The sequence below is a fragment of the Methylotenera versatilis 7 genome, from assembly GCF_000799165.1.
Lineage (GTDB): Bacteria > Pseudomonadota > Gammaproteobacteria > Burkholderiales > Methylophilaceae > Methylotenera_A > Methylotenera_A versatilis_A.
The window spans coordinates 585,881-607,342 of record NZ_JUGF01000001.1 but is presented as its reverse complement, the minus strand read 5'-3'; the positions used below and the strand labels follow the sequence as shown (position 1 = coordinate 607,342).

Annotated in this window: 20 protein-coding genes and 2 tRNA genes; 17 read left to right on the top strand and 5 right to left on the bottom strand. The window is 42.4% G+C overall.

The window, feature by feature from the left end:
- Positions 1 to 5: 5 nt before the first annotated feature.
- The 11 genes from K370_RS02715 to K370_RS02665 are packed head-to-tail and all read left to right on the top strand — an operon-like array spanning position 6 to position 8,979.
- Positions 6 to 1,193: a type II secretion system F family protein gene (locus tag K370_RS02715; RefSeq protein ID WP_047537941.1), complete on the top strand. Its 1,188-nt coding sequence runs from the start codon at positions 6 to 8 to the stop codon at positions 1,191 to 1,193.
- Positions 1,190 to 2,929 (top strand): GspE/PulE family protein, encoded by a 1,740-nt coding sequence (locus tag K370_RS02710; RefSeq protein WP_047537938.1) that lies wholly within the window; start codon positions 1,190 to 1,192, stop codon positions 2,927 to 2,929. The genes K370_RS02715 and K370_RS02710 overlap by 4 nt, the downstream gene beginning before the upstream one ends.
- The gene (locus K370_RS02705; RefSeq protein ID WP_235272667.1) at positions 2,910 to 3,794 is read left to right on the top strand and encodes a hypothetical protein; all 885 of its coding nucleotides are present in this window, start codon (positions 2,910 to 2,912) and stop codon (positions 3,792 to 3,794) included. Before K370_RS02710 ends, K370_RS02705 begins: the two co-directional genes overlap by 20 nt.
- Positions 3,773 to 4,318 carry a PilN domain-containing protein gene (locus K370_RS02700; protein ID WP_235272666.1) on the top strand — a complete coding sequence of 182 codons (546 nt, stop codon included), beginning with the start codon at positions 3,773 to 3,775 and terminating at the stop codon, positions 4,316 to 4,318. Before K370_RS02705 ends, K370_RS02700 begins: the two co-directional genes overlap by 22 nt.
- Positions 4,312 to 4,869 carry a type 4a pilus biogenesis protein PilO gene (pilO, locus tag K370_RS02695; protein WP_052185147.1) on the top strand — a complete coding sequence of 186 codons (558 nt, stop codon included), beginning with the start codon at positions 4,312 to 4,314 and terminating at the stop codon, positions 4,867 to 4,869. Before K370_RS02700 ends, pilO begins: the two co-directional genes overlap by 7 nt.
- Before the next feature lie 25 nt (positions 4,870 to 4,894).
- The gene (locus tag K370_RS02690) at positions 4,895 to 5,383 is read left to right on the top strand and encodes a hypothetical protein (protein ID WP_235272665.1); all 489 of its coding nucleotides are present in this window, start codon (positions 4,895 to 4,897) and stop codon (positions 5,381 to 5,383) included.
- Positions 5,380 to 7,380 (top strand): secretin and TonB N-terminal domain-containing protein, encoded by a 2,001-nt coding sequence (locus K370_RS02685; protein WP_047537930.1) that lies wholly within the window; start codon positions 5,380 to 5,382, stop codon positions 7,378 to 7,380. Before K370_RS02690 ends, K370_RS02685 begins: the two co-directional genes overlap by 4 nt.
- 6 nt (positions 7,381 to 7,386) lie before the next feature.
- A complete protein-coding gene (locus K370_RS02680; RefSeq protein ID WP_047538883.1) occupies positions 7,387 to 7,866 on the top strand; it encodes a type II secretion system protein in 480 nt (159 codons plus the stop codon).
- Positions 7,860 to 8,267 carry a type II secretion system protein gene (locus tag K370_RS02675; RefSeq protein ID WP_052185146.1) on the top strand — a complete coding sequence of 136 codons (408 nt, stop codon included), beginning with the start codon at positions 7,860 to 7,862 and terminating at the stop codon, positions 8,265 to 8,267. Before K370_RS02680 ends, K370_RS02675 begins: the two co-directional genes overlap by 7 nt.
- Positions 8,254 to 8,742, top strand: coding sequence for a hypothetical protein (locus tag K370_RS02670; RefSeq protein WP_047538880.1), 489 nt, complete (start codon positions 8,254 to 8,256; stop codon positions 8,740 to 8,742). The genes K370_RS02675 and K370_RS02670 overlap by 14 nt, the downstream gene beginning before the upstream one ends.
- Before the next feature lie 12 nt (positions 8,743 to 8,754).
- Complete coding sequence (locus K370_RS02665; RefSeq protein ID WP_047537923.1) at positions 8,755 to 8,979, top strand: hypothetical protein; 225 nt, start codon at positions 8,755 to 8,757, stop codon at positions 8,977 to 8,979.
- Positions 8,980 to 9,067: 88 nt separating this feature from the next.
- On the opposite strand, the gene K370_RS02660 is transcribed toward K370_RS02665, so the two are convergent.
- The 3 genes from K370_RS02660 to queF form a co-directional block, all read right to left on the bottom strand.
- Positions 9,068 to 9,143, bottom strand: a tRNA-Glu gene (locus K370_RS02660).
- Positions 9,144 to 9,241: 98 nt separating this feature from the next.
- Positions 9,242 to 9,317, bottom strand: a tRNA-Ala gene (locus tag K370_RS02655).
- A 116-nt stretch (positions 9,318 to 9,433) separates the two neighbouring features.
- A complete protein-coding gene (gene queF, locus K370_RS02650) occupies positions 9,434 to 9,898 on the bottom strand; it encodes a preQ(1) synthase (protein ID WP_052185145.1) in 465 nt (154 codons plus the stop codon).
- 146 nt (positions 9,899 to 10,044) lie between these two features.
- On the opposite strand from queF, the gene smc reads away from it, so the two are divergent.
- From smc to K370_RS02620, 6 genes are all read left to right on the top strand, one after another.
- Positions 10,045 to 13,569: a chromosome segregation protein SMC gene (gene smc / locus K370_RS02645; protein WP_047537920.1), complete on the top strand. Its 3,525-nt coding sequence runs from the start codon at positions 10,045 to 10,047 to the stop codon at positions 13,567 to 13,569.
- 184 nt (positions 13,570 to 13,753) lie between these two features.
- Positions 13,754 to 15,100 (top strand): cell division protein ZipA C-terminal FtsZ-binding domain-containing protein, encoded by a 1,347-nt coding sequence (locus K370_RS02640; protein WP_047537917.1) that lies wholly within the window; start codon positions 13,754 to 13,756, stop codon positions 15,098 to 15,100.
- Positions 15,101 to 15,109: 9 nt separating this feature from the next.
- Entirely contained in the window at positions 15,110 to 17,209 is a 2,100-nt protein-coding gene (ligA, locus tag K370_RS02635; protein ID WP_047537914.1) for an NAD-dependent DNA ligase LigA, read from the top strand.
- A 10-nt stretch (positions 17,210 to 17,219) separates the two neighbouring features.
- Positions 17,220 to 18,143 (top strand): tetratricopeptide repeat protein, encoded by a 924-nt coding sequence (locus K370_RS02630; protein ID WP_047538872.1) that lies wholly within the window; start codon positions 17,220 to 17,222, stop codon positions 18,141 to 18,143.
- A 117-nt stretch (positions 18,144 to 18,260) separates the two neighbouring features.
- Entirely contained in the window at positions 18,261 to 19,256 is a 996-nt protein-coding gene (msrP, locus tag K370_RS02625; RefSeq protein ID WP_047537911.1) for a protein-methionine-sulfoxide reductase catalytic subunit MsrP, read from the top strand.
- Between the two features lie 37 nt (positions 19,257 to 19,293).
- The gene (locus tag K370_RS02620; protein WP_047537908.1) at positions 19,294 to 19,938 is read left to right on the top strand and encodes a sulfite oxidase heme-binding subunit YedZ; all 645 of its coding nucleotides are present in this window, start codon (positions 19,294 to 19,296) and stop codon (positions 19,936 to 19,938) included.
- A gap of 46 nt (positions 19,939 to 19,984) precedes the next feature.
- Here K370_RS02620 and K370_RS02615 read toward each other — a convergent pair whose 3' ends face one another.
- Both K370_RS02615 and K370_RS02610 read right to left on the bottom strand, forming a co-directional pair.
- Positions 19,985 to 20,539 (bottom strand): TetR/AcrR family transcriptional regulator, encoded by a 555-nt coding sequence (locus K370_RS02615; RefSeq protein WP_047537905.1) that lies wholly within the window; start codon positions 20,537 to 20,539, stop codon positions 19,985 to 19,987.
- Between the two features lie 51 nt (positions 20,540 to 20,590).
- A complete protein-coding gene (locus K370_RS02610; protein WP_235272664.1) occupies positions 20,591 to 21,274 on the bottom strand; it encodes a hypothetical protein in 684 nt (227 codons plus the stop codon).
- Positions 21,275 to 21,462: the final 188 nt, after the last annotated feature.

The following is a 21,462-nucleotide window of genomic DNA, read 5'->3' as shown; positions in this document are numbered from 1 at the left end:
TTAATATGAAATTTGAATTAAAAGTAGCGTACGGCGAAACCATCAGCTTGCTGGATATAGAAGCTAGCGATGCTGCAAATGCGCTGAAACAAGCCGAATCTCAAGGATTCAGTGTGCTCAATGTAAAAAATGCGAGTGGCTTTCAATTTAAACCCAGCTTTTCAAAATCTAAATTTAACTTAATGCTTTTCAGTCAAGAATTACTGGCCTTGCTGGAATCCGGTTTGAGCTTGGTTGAGTCGATTGAGGCACTGGCAGAAAAAGAGCAGCAAGCTGAATCTAAAGCCATCCTCAGTCAAGTGATGGCGGCACTATATGAAGGTTTGCCATTATCCAGTGCTTTAGAAAGCGTACCACAGGTTTTTACGCCGCTTTATGTTGCACTGATTCGCTCAAGTGAGCGCACGGGAGATATGGTTCAGGCGCTTGCTAGACATGTTGCTTACCAATTGCAGATTGATGCTGTACGTAAAAAAATCATTACAGCATCTATTTATCCTGTGCTTTTAATTATCGTGGGTGGCTTAGTTGTGCTGTTTTTACTGGGTTATGTCGTACCAAAATTCAGTACGATTTATGAAAGTGCTGGTAACGATCTGCCGTGGATGTCGCAATTACTCTTGAGTTGGGGGCGACTGCTGCAGGAACATGGTAAAGAGGTATTTTTCATATTCATTCTCAGTTTGACCGTATTGCTTTACACCTTAAGCCGACAAGCAGTACGTGCTGCCATAGTAAAAAAACTATGGTTGATTCCAACTGTTGGCGAAACGATGCGGATTTACCAGTTAGCCAGATTTTACAGAACACTGGGTATGTTACTGTGCGGTGGAATCCCTTTAATAACGGCGATGGGTATGGTTTCATCCTTATTGCAAACTTCGTTAAAAAGCAGTCTGGATAAAGTGACTTTTGATGTGCGCGAAGGTAAGCCGATTTCAGCCGCGATGGAACAGCACGGGATGACAACTGCAATCTCGATTCGCATGCTGCGTGTTGGTGAGCGCACTGGTCAGATGGGTGAAATGATGGAACGTATCGGTGCGTTTTATGATGATGAAATAGCCCGTACGGTGGAATGGTTTACCAAGTTGCTTGAGCCTATCTTGATGATGGTAATTGGGCTGGTGGTGGGGTTGGTCGTGGTGTTGATGTACATGCCTATTTTCGAATTAGCGGGGAATATTCAATGAATATGCCACTTAATATTGCAGATGATGGTGGGTTTGAGGGTGTATTTTCTTCCAACACCAGTCTAACTGTTGAGCAAGTAAATCAAGCTAAAAAAATCGCTAGTCAAACCAAACAGGCGTTGCTGGATGTGCTTGAAGAGCAATCCGGTTTGAGTGCAGATGAGTTTGTTATTGCGCTTGGTCAACTGATGCATTACCCAGCGCTATCCATCTTGCAGCTCTATGAGATGCAGCCCGATTTTAGCTTGCTGTCTTTTGCAAATGCGGGCAAATATGGCTGTGTCGCCTTGCGCAATCATATCGGTGGTTTATATCTGGTTTGTGCGAATCCGTTTGATGTGAATTTACAAGGCAAGGTTGATTTACTTTTTTCTCATTCTGCCAGCATCCACAACGTCACTTGGGCGCTAACGCATCATAAAGATTTAACTGCATTTCTGGCACACCACGAAGAGTCTATGCGTGCTCGTGACGGACTGATTTCAGAACAGTCAGAATCTCAGACAGAACTCAATGGCTTGGAAGACATTTCATTAAGATCGATTAGTGAAGATACCAGTCCAGTGGTCAAGTTTGTGCGTTCCACTTTATACGATGCTCTTAAAGCAGGCGCCAGTGATATTCATATGGAAACTGATCCACACGGTTTAAAAATAAAATACCGTATTGACGGTGTATTAAGCCAGGAGGGCGGAATACAGGGTTTAGCACAAGCGGAACAGGCTATTTCGCGCATCAAAGTCATGTCTGAATTGGATATCGCAGAAAGACGCGTGCCGCAGGATGGACGCTTTAAAGTGTTGGCTTTAGGTCGTGAAGTGGATATGCGGGTCTCTATCATGCCAAGCGTGTTTGGGGAAGATGCCGTCTTGCGTATTCTAGACCGCAAAGCTTTAAGTGATGAAGCCAAAGGCTTGAGTCTGGAAACATTAGGCTTTGAAGAATCCATTAAGGCGCGTTTTAGATTGTTAGCAGAAGAACCGTATGGCATGTTGCTGGTGACAGGCCCCACTGGTAGCGGAAAAACAACTACGTTATACGGCATTATTTCAGAGATAAATCATGGGCAAGACAAGATCATTACCATTGAAGATCCTGTCGAATATCAACTGCCTGGCGTATTACAGATTCCGGTTAACGAAAAAAAAGGCCTGACTTTTGCCCGTGGCCTGCGTTCCATTCTGCGCCACGATCCAGACAAAATCATGGTTGGTGAGATACGTGATGCAGAAACCGCACAAATCGCCGTGCAATCAGCGCTGACAGGGCACTTAGTACTCACAACGGTGCATGCCAATAATGTATTTGATGTGATTGGCCGTTTTACCAATATGAGCGTCGATCCCTACAGTTTTGTTTCTGCCATCAACGGCATTCTTGCACAGCGGTTGGTCCGTATCAATTGCACACATTGCGCAGTGCCAGATATACCGCCTGTTGAACTTATAACTAAATCCGGATTAACTGCTCAGCAAGCATCCAGCTTTAGTTTCAGAAAAGGCCAAGGTTGTGGTCAATGCCACGGTACAGGTTACAAGGGTCGTAAAGCGATTGCAGAATTGCTGTGTTTTAACGATGAGATCCGAGAGCTAATCGTCACACGCGAACCGATACGTAAAGTGAAGGAAGCAGCACATAAAAATGGTACGCGCAGCATGCGTGAGGCAGCGCTGGAATTAGTAAAACGTGGTGAAACCACATTACAGGAGATCAACCGTGTTACTTCGTTGGCTTAGGTCTTTGGTGAGTGATGAGCTGCGTATTTTTGTTCATCCAGACTACATTTTATTGACGCACTTAAAACGCAAATTCAGTGTTAAGTTCAAGCAGCATATTATTCGGCAACAAGTGTTAAGCGTAGATTTATCTGAAAAATCCAATCAATGGGATGCATTAAAAAGCCATCTGGCGAATGCTTTTGACAGCAATCAATGGCAAGACACTGTTAAGCAAGGCATTAGCGCTAACGTAATTATATCCAGTCATTTTGCACGATACGCCATTATTCCGTGGAGTGTTGAATTGGCGGTGGAAAGTGAACGTCAGGCTTTCATGCGCTATCGGTTTAATGCCCTATTTGGCGATATGGTTAAGACTTGGAATTTGCAGATGAGCGAGCCTGATTTTGGTCAGCCAGCCATTGCCAGCGGTATAGACTCCGTATTATTAATTGCGCTGCACGAAGTTCTGGCAGCGGCCAATATAAAAGTGAACAGTATTTCACCTTATTTGATGGTGGCTATCAATCAAAGCATACAGCAAATCAAGCAGCAGAAAGTCCATCCTGATTTCTGGTTTGTGGTGGTTGAGTCCGAGCGCCTATGTTTCGCATTAATCGAAAATGGCGGTTGGCGCTTTGTGAAAAATGTCGCTGTAGAAATGGATTTAAGCGGACAAATTAATACCTTAATACAGCGAGAAATTGTAAATTTCAGTGTCAGTTCTGCACTGCCAGTCGTTATATATCAGGCAGAAGCAGGTGTTAGTCCTATTCCTAAGATTGCGAATTTTCCAACCATTAACATTCAATCAAATGGTTTTGAGAGTGCAGCGAACTCGTCGGAGAAAAGTGTCAATAAATGGCTGGAAGCGCGAGTTTAAAGATGAGAACCATTCAATTAAATCATGCTTTAACTGCAAAAACACACACTTCATCAGCAATGTTCCTGTTGATTACGGGTGCATTGATGTTAGCGGGATCTATTTTTTATTTTCAGCAGATATCCAGTAAAACACAGCGTTTAGAAGCGGATATTGAGCAGTTGATGCACTCAAAAAATCAACGCCCATTACTTAAAGTGAACAGCAAAGAATATATACAAGCACGTGATGAAGCTGTTGCCGTGAATGCGGCGATATCAGAAATCGTGATGCCTTGGGCACCCATATTCAAGACATTAGAGGCGACAGATAGGGCAGATGTAAAGCTGATGTCAGTGGAACCAAATACTAAAAAACAAGCTTTACGCATGAATGCAGTAGCGATGGATGTTGACAGTATGATGCGCTACGTCGACGACTTATCACAACAAAAAATGCTGACAAGTGTGACGTTGGTTACCCAGCAAAGCGCTGATATTAATGGGCAGCCTGCAGTACATTTTGTGGTGGAAGCGCGATGGTAAAACCGATTTTTGGTAAATATTCAAAACTGCATTATAAATTGCGGCAATTGGGCTGGCAGGGCGCAATGGGCTTAAGCTTCATTGCAATTAGCATTTTATTGCTGTTATTCATTGCGTTTCCCAATGCTAAAAAAATGGATGGGCTCGTTACTAGACTCGCTGAATTACAAGCCAAGACTGCTGCGGGACAAGCTGATGCTAAACCAGATAACCAATTTGATGTGATTGCTAAGTTGAATGCTGTAACGCCGTTACAAGGTGATGCAAACAAAAGAATAACGCAGATATTGCATGCTGCAACTGAAGTTGGCCTGGCTACGGATAAGGTTGATTATGTTGCACAGTCATATTCGACCTCGTTGATTAAATATCAAATTAAATTTCCAACGCAAGGCAGTTATATCCAAATTCGTCAGTTTCTTAATAGTGTGCTGAATGCATTGCCAACTGTGGCGCTGACGGATATTAAATTAAAGCGAGAGGATATTGGCAGCGATTTAATTGATGCCCATATCCAGTTCAACTTGTACGTTCGTAAAAGTGAGCGTTAATTCAATGCAAATGATAAAGAAAAACATGCTTTGGATACTGTTGCTATTAACGCTGGCAGCTAGTTTTAATGTTGCACAGCAAGATGACGATGCTAATCAGACTGATGACGTGGTTGTGCTGGCACGTGCTGAATCTAAACATATGAATAGAGCTGAAATCAGTAAAAGGCCTCAACAAGAGAAACAAATCTCATCGCAATTACTCAGGGCCCAATTGACTGATGAGCCAAAAAATATTTTTACCGCATATATTTCTGATGCCGAATTGCAACAGCAAAATGTAGACGCACCAATAGAAGTGCCGCCAGCCAACCCTTTTATCTTTGCGGGGAAATTGGTAGATGACGGAAAGATAATCGTGTTTTTAATGGATGCACAGAAAAATTACTCTGTTGTGACGGGCGACATTCTAGAAGAGGTTTGGCAAGTGAAATCTATTGTCCCGCCCATGATGACAATCAGATATTTACCGTTAAAAATTGATATGCAGTTGCAAATTGGAGCATTAAGTTGAGTTTATATTTATTTCAAAATTTCAAAACAGTGGCTAGGAATCAAGCTTCATTTTTGCTCTCTGCGATGTTGATGTCGAGTTGTACGACATTGAATAATCAACAGGAAAGCTTCATTCAGGGGAGCGCAGCCTATGAGTCCGCCAGACAGTTAATTAGTAGCGGAGAGTCTGAAGCTGGTATCAGTAAGCTAAAGCAATTGACTGAAATGTATCCAGATAATCCTCAGTATCGCAGCACGTTAAAGATACAACAGGATCTGCAAATGGCAGCTTTACTCAAGCAAGCGGATGCCCAATTACAGCAAGGCTTATTTGCCGAAGCCGAATTGAATTACAGGAAAGTGCTAGGTTTAAGCCCTGATAATCGGCGCGCAGAGGATGGGCTGCTTAAACTCAACCTTGCACAGAACCATGCCATGATGCTGACGAACGCGCAAACTGCTTTTGATCAGAATGACGATGATACGGCCCAAAATTTGTTGAGGGGAATCTTGGCAGAAAACGCTAATCAAGAATCTGCCAGAGCATTGTTCGAGAAGATAGAAAATAGACGCATCGCCAAAATAAATGCAGTGCCACAAATTAAATCTGCTTTCAAAAAACCAATCACACTTGAGTTCAAGAATGTGCCGATTAAGTCAGTATTCGAATTTATTGGCAGGGCGGCCAATATCAATTTTTCGTATGACCAAGAGCTACGTGAAGACCAAAGAACCAGTATTTTTGTGCGTAATATTTCAATTGAAGATGCTATTCAAGTCATCTTAACCACGAATCAATTAAGCAAGAAAATATTAAACGACAATACTTTGCTTATCTACCCAGTGAGCCGTAGCCAGGAGTATCAAGAGCTATTCGTACGCAGTTTTTATTTGAATAGCATGGATGCCAAGCGCGCCATGAATATGATTAAAACTGTTGTTAAGTCCAAAGATATTTATATCGACGAAAAATTGAATACATTGGTGATGCGAGACACTGCAGAAGCGATTCAGATTGCTGAGAAATTGATTGCCTCACAAGATATGATTGAACCTGAAGTCATGCTTGAAGTTGAAGTGATGGAGGTAAATCGGAAAAGTCTAGAAAATATCGGTGTACGTTATCCATCGCAAATCAGCCTCGGTGTACAAGGTAACTCAACTGCGAATGGTGTGACAACGCCAACTCCTGGCAGATTAACAATCGCACAGCTGAAAAACTTTAACTCTGGTCTTGGTGTATTTACCATTAGCGATCCCGCGTTGGTATTGAATTTATTACAACAGGATACCGATACCAACCTGCTGGCTAATCCACAGATTCGTGTAAAAAATCGCATAAAAGCCAAGATTCATGTTGGAGATAAAATACCGGTTCTAACCAGCGTAGCCAACGCAACAGGCTTCGTTTCGCAGACAGTGAGTTATATCGATGTCGGTATCAAGCTTGATGTTGAGCCAACGATTTTATTACAGGATCAAGTCAGTATTAAGGTCGGTTTGGAAGTCAGTAATGTAACCGATCAGGTAAGAACAGATTCCGGCGTATTGGCTTACACCATCGGTAGCCGCAACGCTAATACAACACTGCAATTGAAAAATGGCGAAACCCAGATACTGGCAGGCTTGTTCAGGGACGACAGTCAGAATATTTCCAATAAAGTGCCTGGTTTATCTAAATTGCCATTTATCGGCAGGCTGTTTACGGATAAAAATAACGATAAGCGCAAGAACGAAATAGTCTTACTCATTACCCCACGCATTTTGCATAATATTGCGCCTGCAAATGCTGTTTACACCATATTCCCATCAGGCATCAATCACGCCGTAAGTGGTCGCGGCGGCAGACAAGCTGAAGCTATTGCACCAGTAAATAGCCGGCCAGTTGAAGCGCCAGTAAAAACGCCACAAAGTATACAAAATGAACGTAGTCAAATGGACCAAGGTTTTGCCGATCAGATAATGCAACCTAGTGTTGAATCTGAAGACTCCAACAAATTAAGAGAGAATCCTTAAGTGCGCATGCAAGCCAAAAAACATGCTGGATTTACATTAATCGAATTGCTGGTTTCATTGGTTTTGTTAGCCATGTTGATCTCTGCCGCAGCACCACTGATGCAACTAACCGCTAAACGTAACAAAGAGCAGGAGCTTAAAAAATCATTGTGGCAAATACGGGATGCAATTGATGCGTACAAGCAGGCATCAGATGATGGCTTAATCAAAAAGTCCGCTGATGATTCAGGTTATCCCGAATCATTACAGCTATTAGTCATCGGTGTTGAAAATATGCAGGATCCGAAAAAACGTAAGATTTACTTTATGCGTAGTATTCCGCGAGATCCGTTTGCAACAGATGCTGAATTATCGGCAGCAGAAACATGGGCGCAGCGCAGTTATCGGAGTTCCTTTGAAACGCCAGAAGCGGGGGAGGATGTGTATGACGTACATTCACTCTCTAATGAAGTTGGCATTAATCAACAGCCGTATAGCGAATGGTAATGAAAAAAAGTACGTTAAAAAATGATGCCTTTAAAAAAGGCTTTACCCTAATCGAGATATTGGTCGTTCTGGCCATTATTGCCACGCTACTAAGTCTTGTCGCGCCTAGATATTTTGATGTCATTAGCCAATCTAAAGAAACAACACTGAAACACGATCTAATCATTATGCGCGATGCGATTGATAAATTTTATAGTGACAAAAATGTATATCCGGAATCACTGGAGGAATTAGTACAGTTTAAATATCTTCGTACTATTCCTGAAGATCCTATCACTGAAAGTACGGCTACTTGGATACTCGTGCCGCCGACTGATGTGGAAGCAAAAGGCGCGCTTTATGATGTCTATAGCGGTGCGACAGAAGTTGCATCCGATGGGAGCCAATATGCCGACTGGTAAAAATACGTCAAAACAAGCCGGATTCATATTGCTTGGCTTGCTGGTGTTGATTGTGATTGCTGGCTTTGCATTAACGCAAGCCAGCACGAAATGGAGTGACGCCAGAAAACGGGAAAGGGAGCAAGAGTTACTAAAAGTAGGTGAGGTGATTAGAAAGGGCATAGGTAATTATTACAATCAAACACCCGGTGTAGTAAAAGAGTACCCACCTAATTTGGAAGCGTTGCTGAAAGACAACCGCTTCCCAGTGCCTAAACGGTATTTGCGTAAAATTTATCTAGACCCAATCACGCAACGAGAGGGCTGGGGGATTTTAGAAGCGCCGAGTGGGGGAATCATGGGTGTTTATAGCTTATCGGCGGATGCACCTTATAAAACTAAAGGATTTAGGCCGGCTTATCAACATTTTGAAAATAAGAAATATTACGGTGAGTGGTATTTTGCTTATGTTGAATCGCCAGTCAACAGTAGATGATGGGTATCGTATATGACTAAAATGCCCAAGCAAACAGCGCATGTAGATATCTCACATATAGTCAGTGAGGTTAAAAAACACGGATTTTATTCTTCGTATTGCGATAGTTTTTCGCATGGTGCTAGCAATCATAATGAGCTGATTTTAATGATTAAAATGCTGGCTAAAAATGCTCATTTGAAAGTGAGTTTCAATGTAGCAGAAAGTATTTGTATCTTTGAAGCTTTGGTTGATTAACGCTTAGAAATTAAAGAGGTGGCAAAGGTGATTTGCTAACGTGAAATAAGTATTAGATTAAACACTTATTATATGCCAACAATAAAGCTGGCGTCCCCACGGGGATTCGAACCCCGGTCGCCTCCGTGAAAGGGAGGTGTCCTAGGCCTCTAGACGATGGGGACCTAAGAATTTACTGCTTTTTACTGCAACGGTAGTTTACTACAAAACGACAAATTTCTTAAATGATATTTATCTTTTTAACTACATTTAATCAAGCATTTGGTGGAGATAAGCGGGATCGAACCGCTGACCTCTTGCATGCCATGCAAGCGCTCTCCCAGCTGAGCTATACCCCCAAAAATCCACTTACTACAGCAGTTGAGTTGACTTTGATTTAAGCTGCAACTCAACGAAGGCGCCATATTAAAGATGGGCAGGTTAATTGTCAACGCATTTTTGTCCTAAAGTGTAATTAACCGCGTGTATTGCTTTGTGATTCGAATTGCAATAAGTCAACTTTAGCTAAAGGTTGCCAATCAGTTTTGCGATGTTCTGCAACTACGTTAGTAAATATGCCACCACGCACATAAAATTTGGCGGTGACTCGCATGAATTTTGGCTGCGTGGCTGCCACTAAGTCATCTAAGATGCGATTGGTCACGGCTTCATGAAAACAGCCTTCGTTGCGAAATGAAACGATATAAAGTTTTAAGCTTTTTAACTCAACACAAAGTTGATCTGGAATGTAATCCAAATCAATAACTGCAAAATCCGGCTGACCTGTTTTTGGGCAAAGGCAAGTAAACTCGGGGATTTCCATATGAATATGAAAATCACGATTGGGGTTAGGGTTGGGAAATGTTTCGAGTGTTTTAGAGGGTAGAGCGCTTAAATCGCCCAATATGGTGACGTTTTCGTGCAACGCAGTGCTAGACATAATGGCATTCCTATCAAATAATAACGCTATTATAAAAGGCTTCCTAAAAAACATACATATAGTTAAACATATAAAGTAAAACACGTATAAACAAGTTAATACCCTAATAAAACCAAACTATTTAATCTAGACTACCATACTCACTTTTGCGTTTAACTCATTTAAAACTTGCCGGCTTTAAGTCTTTTGTAGACCCAACCACCATTCATCTGCACGGTCAGCGCGTGGGTGTTGTTGGGCCGAATGGTTGCGGCAAATCTAACGTCATGGAATCGGTGCGCTGGGTGCTGGGCGAATCCTCTGCCAAAGAAATGCGTGCAGATGCGATGGATGCAGTGATTTTCAATGGTTCATCTAATCGAAAACCCATATCACGCGCCAGTGTAGAGCTGATTTTTGATAATAGCCTAGGTGGTGCAAGTGGTGAATGGAGCCAATACGCAGAAATTAGCGTCAAGCGCATAATTGAGCGAGAAAAAGGCTCGACTTATTACATTAACAACACTGCTGTGCGCAGGCGCGATGTGGCTGATTTGTTTTTAGGTACAGGGCTTGGCGGGCGGGCGTATGCAATCATTGGTCAAAACACGATTTCACGCATTGTAGAGGCTAAGCCTGAAGAGTTGCGGGTATTTTTAGAAGAAGCCGCTGGTATCAGTAAATATAAAGAGCGTCGCCGCGAAACGGAATTGCGCTTGCGTGATACGCGTGAAAATCTGACCAGAGTAGAAGATATTTGCCGCGAACTGCAAAAGCAAATTATTAAACTAGAATCGCAAGCGGTTGTTACGCAACAATATCATGCACTGCAAACCGCTTATAAACTGGCGGATGGTCAGTTGTGGTTGTTAAAGAAACGCGATGCCAGTGCGGAGTGGGAGAAAACCAAGCGACAAGTCGAAAAGCTGGTGAATCAACTGGAAGCGCAAATGGCCGATTTGCGAAAAAGCGAAGCAGATTTAGAAGCAAGCCGACAAGCGCATTATGCGGCTTCTGAAGGCATTAATACTGCACAAGCCGCGTATTATGAAGCCAATGCCGAGGTTTCCAACCTCGAAAATCAGGTCAGGCAAAACACAGAGGCGCGTGAGCGTATGACGCAACAGCTGCAACAACTGGCGCAATCGCTGGAACGCAACGCAATTGCCAGTAGCGCTTTGCAAGAAAGTTTAGTGCAGTTCAATAATGAGTTAATAGCGGCCGCAGCGCTTGAGCAGCAATCACAACAGTCACTGGATGCATTAAAACTGAGTTTACCGGAAAAGCAGGCAACGCTTAAAGCGGCCAATGCAGCCACGCAAAAAAGTCAGCAAGCTTTACTGGATGCCAAACAAAAAATTCAAATTGAAAGTAGCAGCATTCACTATTTAGAGCAAAGTGTTGCTGAAAATATGCAACGTATTCAACGCTTTGAAGCTGATTTTTCACGCTTAATAATACCCGATGAAACGCAACTAAAGAACAGTGAGCTAGCTTTACAGCAGGCACAAAAGAATGTGCATGATATTGAACAGAAAGTACAAAAAATTGTAGCTGATGAATCAGCATTGCAAACCACAATCAATCAGTTGCGGGATCAGCAAACTCAAGCACAACGTGCCAGTAATCAGGCAGAAGCTGAGTTGCAGACATTGCAAAAAATGCAGCAATCGTTAAATGCAGCGGGCAAGCTGGATGGCTGGTTGCAAGGACATGGTTTAAAAAACAATGCGCGGCTATGGCAAAAGGTTAAAGTGGATGATGCTTGGAACGTGGCTTTAGAAGCGGTATTAGGTGCAAAATTAAATGCATTGATTGCGGATAAAAATGCGATTAATGACAGACCGCCTGGTTTTTTAGCGATGGGCTATAAGGCAGCTAATGCGACTACAGTTGAGCCGTCAACAGCAAGGCAACACGCGCATCTAATACCGTTAATGAGTACGATTAAAGCGTGTGACGAAGATCTGCGGCCCATTTTAGAGGATTGGCTGGCAGGAACATACTTGCTGGCTACAATTGATGAACAAAATAGCGGCATCAAAAATAAAGCTATTTCAGCATTAAAAGCTGGTGAAACATTGGTTAATCAGCAAGGCGACGTGTTTAGTAGTCACGGCGTAGTGTTTCATGGAGAAAATACGCAATTAAGCGGCGTTTTAGAGCGACAAGCGCAGCTAGAGCAGTTGCAAAGTAAATTACCCAGCCTGCAAGCGGACTTGCAGGTGTTAAATGTATCCTTAAAGAATGCAGAAAATAACTTATTGCAGGCACGCCAGCAACAACAGCAAGAAAGCGCTCAGCTACGTTCTGCCACGCAAACACAGCATCAATTACAGCTTGAGTTATCTAAACTGCAACAAGTGCGTCAAACCGCGCTTGAGCGGGAAAAAAATATTCAGGCAGATATTGCCAATGCAAAAGCCAAATTGGCAGAGCTAATGAGTGCTAAAACGCTTAAGCAAAAAGGGCTGCAGGCCTTAACAAAAAATATTCATGTACTTGAGTTGGTGAAAAACAATGATGATGCGGCAAAAAAGCAGGCTGATCAGTCTTATTTTTCAACGCGCGACTCTATACAGTCAGCCGAAAAAAAGCATCAGGAAATTGGTTTTAATTTAAAATTAATTAACAATAAAATCATTGAGATAAATAATAAAATTAATGTTAATAGTGAAGAAAAAATCGCTTTTGAATTGCGTAAAAGTGAAGCGGAGCAAGTGTTGGAATTAACACCAATGGCAACGTTAAAAGCGAATCTTGTTGAGGCTGTTAATCGCAAGCAGTTGTCTGAAGCAGTTTTGGCGGTCGCGCGTAATCATTTGGTGGAACAAGAGCAAGCGCTGCAGAATTTTGAACGTACGCGCATGCAAAACGAACAGCAACTACATCCATTGCGCGATGCTTTAGAACAAAGCCGCTTAAATGAACAGCAGGCGCGTTTAGGCTTTGAGCAGTGCCAGGCAGGTTTGATGGAAAGTGGGCAGAATGAGCAGGAATTGTCAGTTAATCTGGCAGAAAATGCTAAAACAAGCGATTTAGTGCGTAAATCCAATCAAATCCAGCAAGAGATTGCAGCTTTAGGTGCTGTTAATTTAGCCGCTATTCAAGAATTGGCGACCGAAACTGAGCGTAAGACTTACCTGGATAGCCAGATGCAAGATTTGCAGCAGGCGACTGAAACCTTAGAAGATGCTATTCGCAAAATTGATAAGGAAACTCGCGAGAAACTGATGCATACATTTAATACCGTTAATCAAAACTTTGGCGAATTATTTGCCACTTTATTTGGGGGCGGCCAAGCCCGGCTGGAGTTGCTGGGCGACGAGATTTTAGATACAGGTATGCAAGTATTTGCGCAACCGCCAGGCAAAAAGAATACGACTATTCAGCTGTTATCCGGTGGTGAAAAAGCGTTAACTGCGCTGGCTTTGGTATTCGCATTGTTCAGATTAAATCCCGCGCCATTTTGTTTGATGGATGAAGTGGACGCACCGCTGGATGATAGCAATACCGAGCGATTCTGCCACATGGTCAAAAAAATGAGTGAAAGAACACAGTTTTTGTTTGTCAGCCATAACAAAGTAACCATGGAAATGGCGCAGCAACTCATTGGTGTTACCATGCAGGAATCAGGCGTTTCGCGCATTGTAGATGTGGATATCGAGGCGGCACTGAGTTTTCAGAGTTAATACGTAAATAAGTAATAAATGTACAGAAAACATCCGTTCATTCACTGAATGCCGCGATGTTTGCTTGAATTATTGCTGATTTCCACAGACAATGGTTACTTGCTCAAATCTATCTGGATGCAGAGTTTTAATTAAAACTTAACCCGAAAAAACCTTAACTTTTAAAATAGTAAGCTTTAAAAATATGTCAGATTTACAAATTATATTAATCATTTTGGGTGTGTTTATCATTGCGTGCGTTGTTGTATACAATTGGCTGCAAGAAAGAAAATTGCATAAACAAGTCTCAAACGAATTTATAGTGCCGCAAAAAGACGTGCTGGCCGAAGATTTTTATATCGACACTGATGCTTTTGTAGAAAAGGAGCTGGCTGAGGTTTCACATAAAATCAAACATCCTGTATTTGAAGAGTCTGCCGACTTACCAGCGCGCTCTGAAGAGGTTGTATTTAAAAACATGGTGTTAGAAGATACCGTTTTAAAAGAAGCGCCTTTAAAAGACCCTGTATTGAATGAAGCTACGCTAGAAACAGCATTGAACGAAACGGCCAGAAATGAACTAGCGGCTCATACTGATAACGAACACCCTTTAAATTTTGCTCCTGCAAATCAAGTAACCAGCATAGAGTCTGTAATTGAAAAGCCTGATGAAGACAAATCAGGTGAAATTGATTACACACCAGCGCAACTACCTAATGGCATACATCCACAAATTGATTTAACTGCAATTTTGTATGCAAATAAAAATATCAGCTACCAATCCCTATACGATATGGCTGCAAGTATTGATGACATTGGTTTGCCTATTCTGATATATGGACTTGATGACGATGATAAATGGCATTTGGTAGAGACGAACGATGCATTACAGGTTGACGTTAGCGCCTTAACATTTAAACAGGCGACTTGTAGCTTACAGCTTGCGGACAGAGGCGGTCCTGCTGCAAAAAATGTGCTGAATAAATTCCAGTTTGCCGTTGAGAATATGGGCTTGGAATTAAATGCGCATGTTGAATGGCAGGGCAGTGGTGATGTGGTGCAGCGTGCGATTGAAATTGATCAGTTCTGCATTGAAGTGGATCAGTTGATTAACATCCATATCGCACAAGCTGAGGCACCGATTCACGGCACCAAATTTAGAGGTTTAGCTGAAGCGAATGGCATGACACTAGGCGATGATGGTAAGTTTTATTATCAGGATACTACCCATAAATCACCGTTATTTACTGCGATAGAGGCTAACAATCAAGCATTTACGGCGGAAAGTTTACGCAATAGCGTGCTAAAAGCCATTACTTTCCAATTAGAAATTCCCAAAGTACCGAATTGTGAACAAGCGTTTAATCAAATGATTTTAGTTGCACAAAAGCTCAGCAGCAGTTTGAATGCAAGCTTGGTTGATGATAATCAAAAGCCATTGGGTGATTTGCAGATAGAAAAAATCCGGCAGCAGCTTAAAGTCATTCATGCAACGATGGTAGCGCGTGGTGTCATGCCAGGAAGCCCAGCAAGCATGCGCCTTTTCAATTAGTTTTTGCCCATGGTTACTTTGGAAACCGCCCGTCAGCAAGTAGCCGAGCTTGCTGCAATAATCGCGCAGCACGATTACCAATATTATGTGTTGGATGCGCCAACCGTCACAGACAGCGAATATGATGGCTTATACCGTCAGCTGGTTGATTTAGAAAAACAATTCCCCCAGTTAATTACTGCAGACTCTCCTACGCAAAGAGTAGGCGGTAGTGCAGTAAGCAATCTCGGCAGCGTCACACATCGTCAAGCCATGTTGTCTCTCAATAATGCATTCGGCACTGATGAGCTTTGGGCTTTTGATAAGCGCATCCGCGAAAGTTTGGGTGTTGAACAGATTGAATATGCGGTTGAACCTAAGTTTGATGGTTTAGCCATCACGCTTACCTATGAAAATGGCGTATTAACACAAGGCGCAACGCGTGGTGATGGTTACACGGGTGAAAATGTGACGCATAATTTACGCACTATCCGCGCGATTCCCACCAAATTAGCCACACCAAACCCACCAGAGTTATTAGAAGTACGCGGTGAAGTGATTATGCTAAAACGTGATTTTGAGCGCTTGAATCTTGCGCAAGAAAAAATAGGTGCAAAACTATTCGCTAACCCACGCAATGCCGCTGCAGGCAGTTTGCGCCAGCTTGATCCGCAAATTACAGCAACACGCCCGCTGCATTTTTTCGCTTATGGTTTAGGCGAGGCAACTGGCACGCCGACACTGAAATCTCACGCAGAAGCGATGGGTTATTTAACGGGTTTGCGTTTTCCTGTCAGTGAATTGCGTGCGGTTAAGTTAGGTGCTGCTGGTTTGCAGGATTATTACGCCGATATTGGACAAAAGCGTTCTGGCTTACCATTTGATATTGACGGCGTTGTGTATAAAGTCAATCAGTTCAATCAGCAAAATGAACTGGGGTTTGTTTCACGTGCACCACGCTGGGCAATTGCACATAAATATCCTGCTGAAGAAGCGCGAACCTTGGTAGAAGATATTACCGTGCAAGTTGGTCGTACAGGCGCAATCACGCCAGTAGCAAGGCTGAAAGCGGTATTTGTCGGTGGTGTGACGGTCACCAATGCAACTTTGCATAATGAGGATGAGCTGCGCCGCAAAGATATTCGTATCGGTGACACCGTCATCGTCAGGCGAGCAGGAGATGTGATACCAGAAGTGGTTTCTGTACTTTTGGATAAACGTCCGTTAAATACGCAGTTATTTGTTATGCCAAACAGTTGCCCGGAATGCGGCTCACATATTGAAAGACCTTTAGATGAAGCCGTCGCACGCTGTACAGGCGGTTTAATCTGTCCTGCACAGCGCAAACAAGCGATCACACATTTCGCCTCACGCCGCGCCATGGATATTGAGGGCATGGGTGAAAAGCTGGCTGACCAATTGGTCGAAGCTAATTTGGTTAGATCGCTGGATGACATTTACAAGCTAGACATATCGACATTAGCCAGCTTAGAGCGCATGGCAGAAAAGTCTGCACAAAACGTGATTAATGCGCTGGAAACAAGTAAAAAAACCACGCTGGCACGCTTTATTTATGGTCTGGGTATTCGCAATGTGGGCGAAGCGACGGCGAAAGATTTGAGCCTGCATTTCGGCAATCTGCAAGCTCTATTGAATGCAGACACTGAAGCATTGTTGCAAGTGAATGATGTTGGGCCGATTGTGGCTGATTCTGTATTGCAATTTCTGTCTGAACCGCATAATCGCGAAGTAATTGATTCTATGCGTGCGCTGGGCGTAAATTGGCCGGAAAATGCCGGCAAACAAAAAGCCACAGGCGCATTATTGGATAAAACATTCGTATTAACCGGCACATTGCCGAACCTATCGCGCGATGCGGCACAAGCCTTGATAGAGGCAGCTGGTGGAAAAGTGACTGGCAGCGTTTCTAAGAAAACACATTACGTCGTTGCAGGTGCAGAGGCGGGTAGTAAGTTAGAAAAAGCCTTAAGCTTGAATGTAGCGGTTATTGATGAAGCAGGACTTTTGCAATTATTATCGGATAACCGTGATTTAAATACAGTAGAGCAAGCAACTAATGCCATTGAAGATACGTCAGATTCAATGGATATTCAAAAAACCTTATTTTGAAAAAGCAAATATGAATCTAGAAATTACATTTAAAAAATTACCTATCCTATTGTTTTTAATTACATTAAATTTAAACGCAGCCGAGCTTTCTGAGAAGAATGCCAATTGTGCACAGGCATTAAATCAAGGAGACATCAGTAAAGCGATCAGTATTTCAACTGATATATTGAAGTCAGATGCGAACAGTCGAGAAGGCTTGTTGTGCAAAGGCCGGGCGTTAGGCGCGCAAGGCAATTATCAGGAAGCGTTAAGCGCATTGGAATTGGGTGCCAAACAATCAAAAGAGCCGTTTGAGCAAATTATTTCGCATTTGCTAATCGGTAATTTACATAAACAAAACAAGCAATACGATGCAGCAATGTCTAGCTATAACAAAAGTTTAGCGCTCTGTTTGCAAGAAAAAAATCAGAAGTTTTCGCATATTAATTACAATTTAATCGGCGAAACTCAAGCGTTAAGTGGTGATCTTAATGCTGCATTAACAAGCTATAAAGAGGGTGAAAAAATAGCCATGAATGATGGTGAGCGCGCAGATAGTTACGAAAGGTTAGCCAATACCTATAGCACATTAGGTCTGCATGATTTGGCGATTGAGCATCAAGTTAAAGCTACTTTACTGCAAAAAAGGTCGGGCACCTTAGACCAGAATGCTAACGCGAGCATGGAAATGGGGCGCATTTATACGGCGGCCAAAGAGTATCAAAATGCCGAGAGGGCTTATTTGAAGTTGATACAGTTTGCTAAAGATAATGGCGGCGCTTATTACGAAGCCAAAGCCAATATGGGTTTGGCACAAACTAAAATAGCGATGGGTGATGCGGCGGCGGCCAAAAGCTTACTAGCCGAGTCTGAAAGGATAGCTAAAAGTATCGGTGACAATGATTTAATTGCTGAAATTGATGATTCACTTAATAAAGTAAATACTCAAAAATAAGTAGCAAGTTAATGCATTCAAACCAGTAATAAAGTGTAAGGAATTTCAAGTAATCACGACTAATCGGTATTAATTCGACAGCGTTTTATCAAACCAGTTAACTTAAGGCGATATTTCATGATTATTCTGAATCAATCTAAACGCAATCCCAGCAATATTCAGCCATCTGAAATTACACCCCGCGAGGTGTTTGAACATAGACGCAGCTTTTTAAAAGCAGCTGGTTTCGCTTTGGCGGCAGGTTCTGCCTTGCTGTTATCGGGTAAGACGTTAGCAGCAGAAAAAGTTGCTTTTAAAGCAGGCACCGGGCAAAAAATAAACGGTTATAGTAAAACTGCTTATGGCGCCGGTGAACAGCTCACGCCGTATAAAGACATCACCACTTACAATAATTACTATGAATTTGGTACAGGAAAAAGCGATCCTGCGATTGAGGCGGTGCTATTTAAACCGCGTCCGTGGACGATTAGCATAGAAGGGCATGTTAAAAAAGCCAAAAGTATCAGCATAGAAGACCTGCTTAAATTAGCCCCTTTAGAAGAGCGTATTTACCGCATGCGTTGTGTTGAGGGCTGGTCAATGGTAATTCCATGGGTTGGCTTGCCATTAGCCAGCCTGGTGAAATGGGCTGATCCCACTGGCAACGCTAAATATATTGAATTCATATCCGCCAACGATTCTTTGACAATGCCCGGTGTACGCTCACCGATATTGGATTGGCCGTACACAGAAGGTTTGCGTATGGATGAAGCCATCAATCCACTCACTTTATTAGCCGTAGGTTTGTATGGTGAGTATTTACCTAATCAAAATGGCGCGCCAGTGCGCTTAGTAACGCCTTGGAAATATGGTTTTAAAGGCGCAAAAGCCATTGTAAAGATTAGATTCGTAGAGAAAATGCCATTAACTACCTGGGTAAAAGCTGGGCCAAATGAATATGGCTTTTACGCAAATGTGAATCCTAATGTTGATCATCCGCGCTGGTCACAATCTTCTGAAAAACCTATTGGCCGCGGCTTATTTGCTGACCGTATCAAAACCAAGATGTTCAATGGTTACAGCGAACAAGTAGGACAAATGTACGCAGGTTTAGATTTAAATAAAAACTTTTAAATATTAATGTTGTTTAAGATGTATTTAAATTAACCCAATGAAAAATAAGCATATTATTTTTGTAAAAATGGCGATATGGGTGTGCGCACTATTGCCGTTAGCACGACTCATTTGGCTAGGTGTCCATGATGATTTAAGCGCAAACCCGGTAGAATTTATTGAGCGTTCCACAGGTACTTGGGCGCTGGCTTTCCTGTTAATCACACTTAGCATGACACCAATTCGTTTGTTGACAGGGCAGGTATGGCAAATACAACTTCGGCGCACGCTTGGTTTGTGGATGTTCTTTTATGCTTGTCTGCATATAACGACTTATGTGTGGCTGGATTATTCGTTCCTATGGTCGGACATTGTGAAGGACATTATTAAGCATCCTTATGTGATTGTCGGCTTTACGGCCTTTATGCTGACCATTCCGCTAGCCATTACCTCGAATAATTTCATGATTAAACGCCTGAAAAAGAACTGGAAAAAACTGCATCAGGTGGTCTATTTAATCGCTATTTTGGCTATCTTGCATTTCTGGTGGCTGGTTAAAAAAGATGTTACCGAGCCGTTTTACTACGCGGCTGTATTAGTCATATTGTTAAGTATTAGGCTGTATTACAAATATTCAGGCAACAAACACCTTAATAGCAAATCTTCATTAAGCTCTAAAGTAAGCATCAATAAAGCCATTTAAGGTTTTTCCTGGAAAGGTGCGGTGAATAAAGCATCTCCGCTCATATCTATATTGATGCTTTTATTAAAGTGATAGCTGCATTTTTTGCGCGTTCAGCGGCACCTGAGCCTGGGCTTAATCTTTCCAAGAGTGCAGCGCCTTCAAAAAGAATAGTGAGTTGCTGACTAAGTGCTTCAGAGTCTTTCGCACCAGCAGTTTCCGCAATCTTTGTTAAATAGCCTTGTAATTCAACCGCTAATACAGCGGAGTATTGATTAATCGGGTGCTCTGGGTCAGGGAATTCTACTGAGGCGATATGGAATGGCAATCCATGAAACTCAGGCGTCACAATCCATAACTCAACGAGTTCACATAGTGAAATCAGTATATCAATCGAGTTGGCTTTTTTTGATACCAGTCTTGAGTTCAACCACTCATAAAACTTATCCGATTTATCTCTTAAGTAAGCGGTAATCAGTAGATTTTTACTGGGAAAGTGCTTGTAAAGTGTGGCTTTGGCTATGCCTGCCTCTGCAATGATTGTATCGACTCCAGAGGCTTGAATGCCCCTAGACTCAAAGAGACTGGTTGCTGTTGCGAGTATTTTTTCATTCATATTCATTTTATTTCCTTATAAAACCTATTCTAGGCAAATTGGTTCTAACTTTTACACTTACAAACGAGTTGTAGCATGCATTAATCCTGGCGGATGCATCAATTCTTGCGGATATAAACAATTGACATAACCTAAAGCCAGCCTTAAATTTTCCACATGCTGCACTTCAATGACACCTTTATTAACAAACAGCAAAAATGCCTGCCGTTGTTCGGGCTGCAACATCGCTGCCTGAGGTAATTGGCAAGTGCCGTTTTTCATTTTGTGATACGCAAGCTGCAAGGTGCTAATGGTCACAGGGTCTGCAACACCTGTTGTTAACTCAACAGGCGAGGGTTGCAGTTGGTGACTAATAGGCTGTGCAAAATTATTCATTTTCACTTGATGATTGGTCATTGTCATCACACTTAAACACACAGCAAATGCCGTAGTGACAATGCCTGCCAACATCATTCGACCCTCTTTTTGAGCGTGCAAATGGCTTTCTATGGAATGATTCACCAATTTCCACGCTCTGTCAGAACCAGTTTGAGATTGCACTTGTATGGCGCCAACGGCTAAAAAAAGCATCTGGTCTAAAAATACTTCGGGACACTTTACAGTGGCCTTATTTATAGCGGAATGAATAATTTCTTTTAGCGAACTCACATCTTCGATAGACAAATTCTGCGATTGCCCATGCATGTTTTTGACGGAAACTCTATCCGCGTTCCACTGGCTCAACTGATTGGAAAGCCCCATTAGAGCAGCGTTAGAGCGTTTTTTAAAGACGTTGATAGCCTGCAAAAATCTTAAAGAACTTAGCTGATTAACTAACGTGTGCTTAATGCTGTCATGTTGAAAATGATGCGCTTGGTTCAATGTAAATTACCTCTAAAAATTTACTTGTAAAACTACTTGCAATTTCCAGAACTCTTGCAGTAGACTGT

Excerpts from the sequence above, each read along its gene's own strand:
- K370_RS02715 (WP_047537941.1), top strand. The coding sequence starts at position 6 with ATGAAATTTGAATTAAAAGTAGCGTACGGCGAAACCATCAGCTTGCTG.
- K370_RS02710 (WP_047537938.1), top strand. The coding sequence starts at position 1,190 with ATGAATATGCCACTTAATATTGCAGATGATGGTGGGTTTGAGGGTGTA.
- K370_RS02700 (WP_235272666.1), top strand. The coding sequence starts at position 3,773 with ATGGCTGGAAGCGCGAGTTTAAAGATGAGAACCATTCAATTAAATCAT.
- pilO (WP_052185147.1), top strand. The coding sequence starts at position 4,312 with ATGGTAAAACCGATTTTTGGTAAATATTCAAAACTGCATTATAAATTG.
- K370_RS02690 (WP_235272665.1), top strand. The coding sequence starts at position 4,895 with ATGCTTTGGATACTGTTGCTATTAACGCTGGCAGCTAGTTTTAATGTT.
- K370_RS02680 (WP_047538883.1), top strand. The coding sequence starts at position 7,387 with ATGCAAGCCAAAAAACATGCTGGATTTACATTAATCGAATTGCTGGTT.
- K370_RS02675 (WP_052185146.1), top strand. The coding sequence starts at position 7,860 with ATGGTAATGAAAAAAAGTACGTTAAAAAATGATGCCTTTAAAAAAGGC.
- K370_RS02670 (WP_047538880.1), top strand. The coding sequence starts at position 8,254 with ATGCCGACTGGTAAAAATACGTCAAAACAAGCCGGATTCATATTGCTT.
- K370_RS02665 (WP_047537923.1), top strand. The coding sequence starts at position 8,755 with ATGACTAAAATGCCCAAGCAAACAGCGCATGTAGATATCTCACATATA.
- queF (WP_052185145.1), bottom strand. The coding sequence starts at position 9,898 with ATGTCTAGCACTGCGTTGCACGAAAACGTCACCATATTGGGCGATTTA.
- K370_RS02640 (WP_047537917.1), top strand. The coding sequence starts at position 13,754 with ATGTCAGATTTACAAATTATATTAATCATTTTGGGTGTGTTTATCATT.
- ligA (WP_047537914.1), top strand. The coding sequence starts at position 15,110 with ATGGTTACTTTGGAAACCGCCCGTCAGCAAGTAGCCGAGCTTGCTGCA.
- K370_RS02630 (WP_047538872.1), top strand. The coding sequence starts at position 17,220 with ATGAATCTAGAAATTACATTTAAAAAATTACCTATCCTATTGTTTTTA.
- msrP (WP_047537911.1), top strand. The coding sequence starts at position 18,261 with ATGATTATTCTGAATCAATCTAAACGCAATCCCAGCAATATTCAGCCA.
- K370_RS02620 (WP_047537908.1), top strand. The coding sequence starts at position 19,294 with ATGAAAAATAAGCATATTATTTTTGTAAAAATGGCGATATGGGTGTGC.
- K370_RS02615 (WP_047537905.1), bottom strand. The coding sequence starts at position 20,539 with ATGAATATGAATGAAAAAATACTCGCAACAGCAACCAGTCTCTTTGAG.
- K370_RS02610 (WP_235272664.1), bottom strand. The coding sequence starts at position 21,274 with ATGGGGCTTTCCAATCAGTTGAGCCAGTGGAACGCGGATAGAGTTTCC.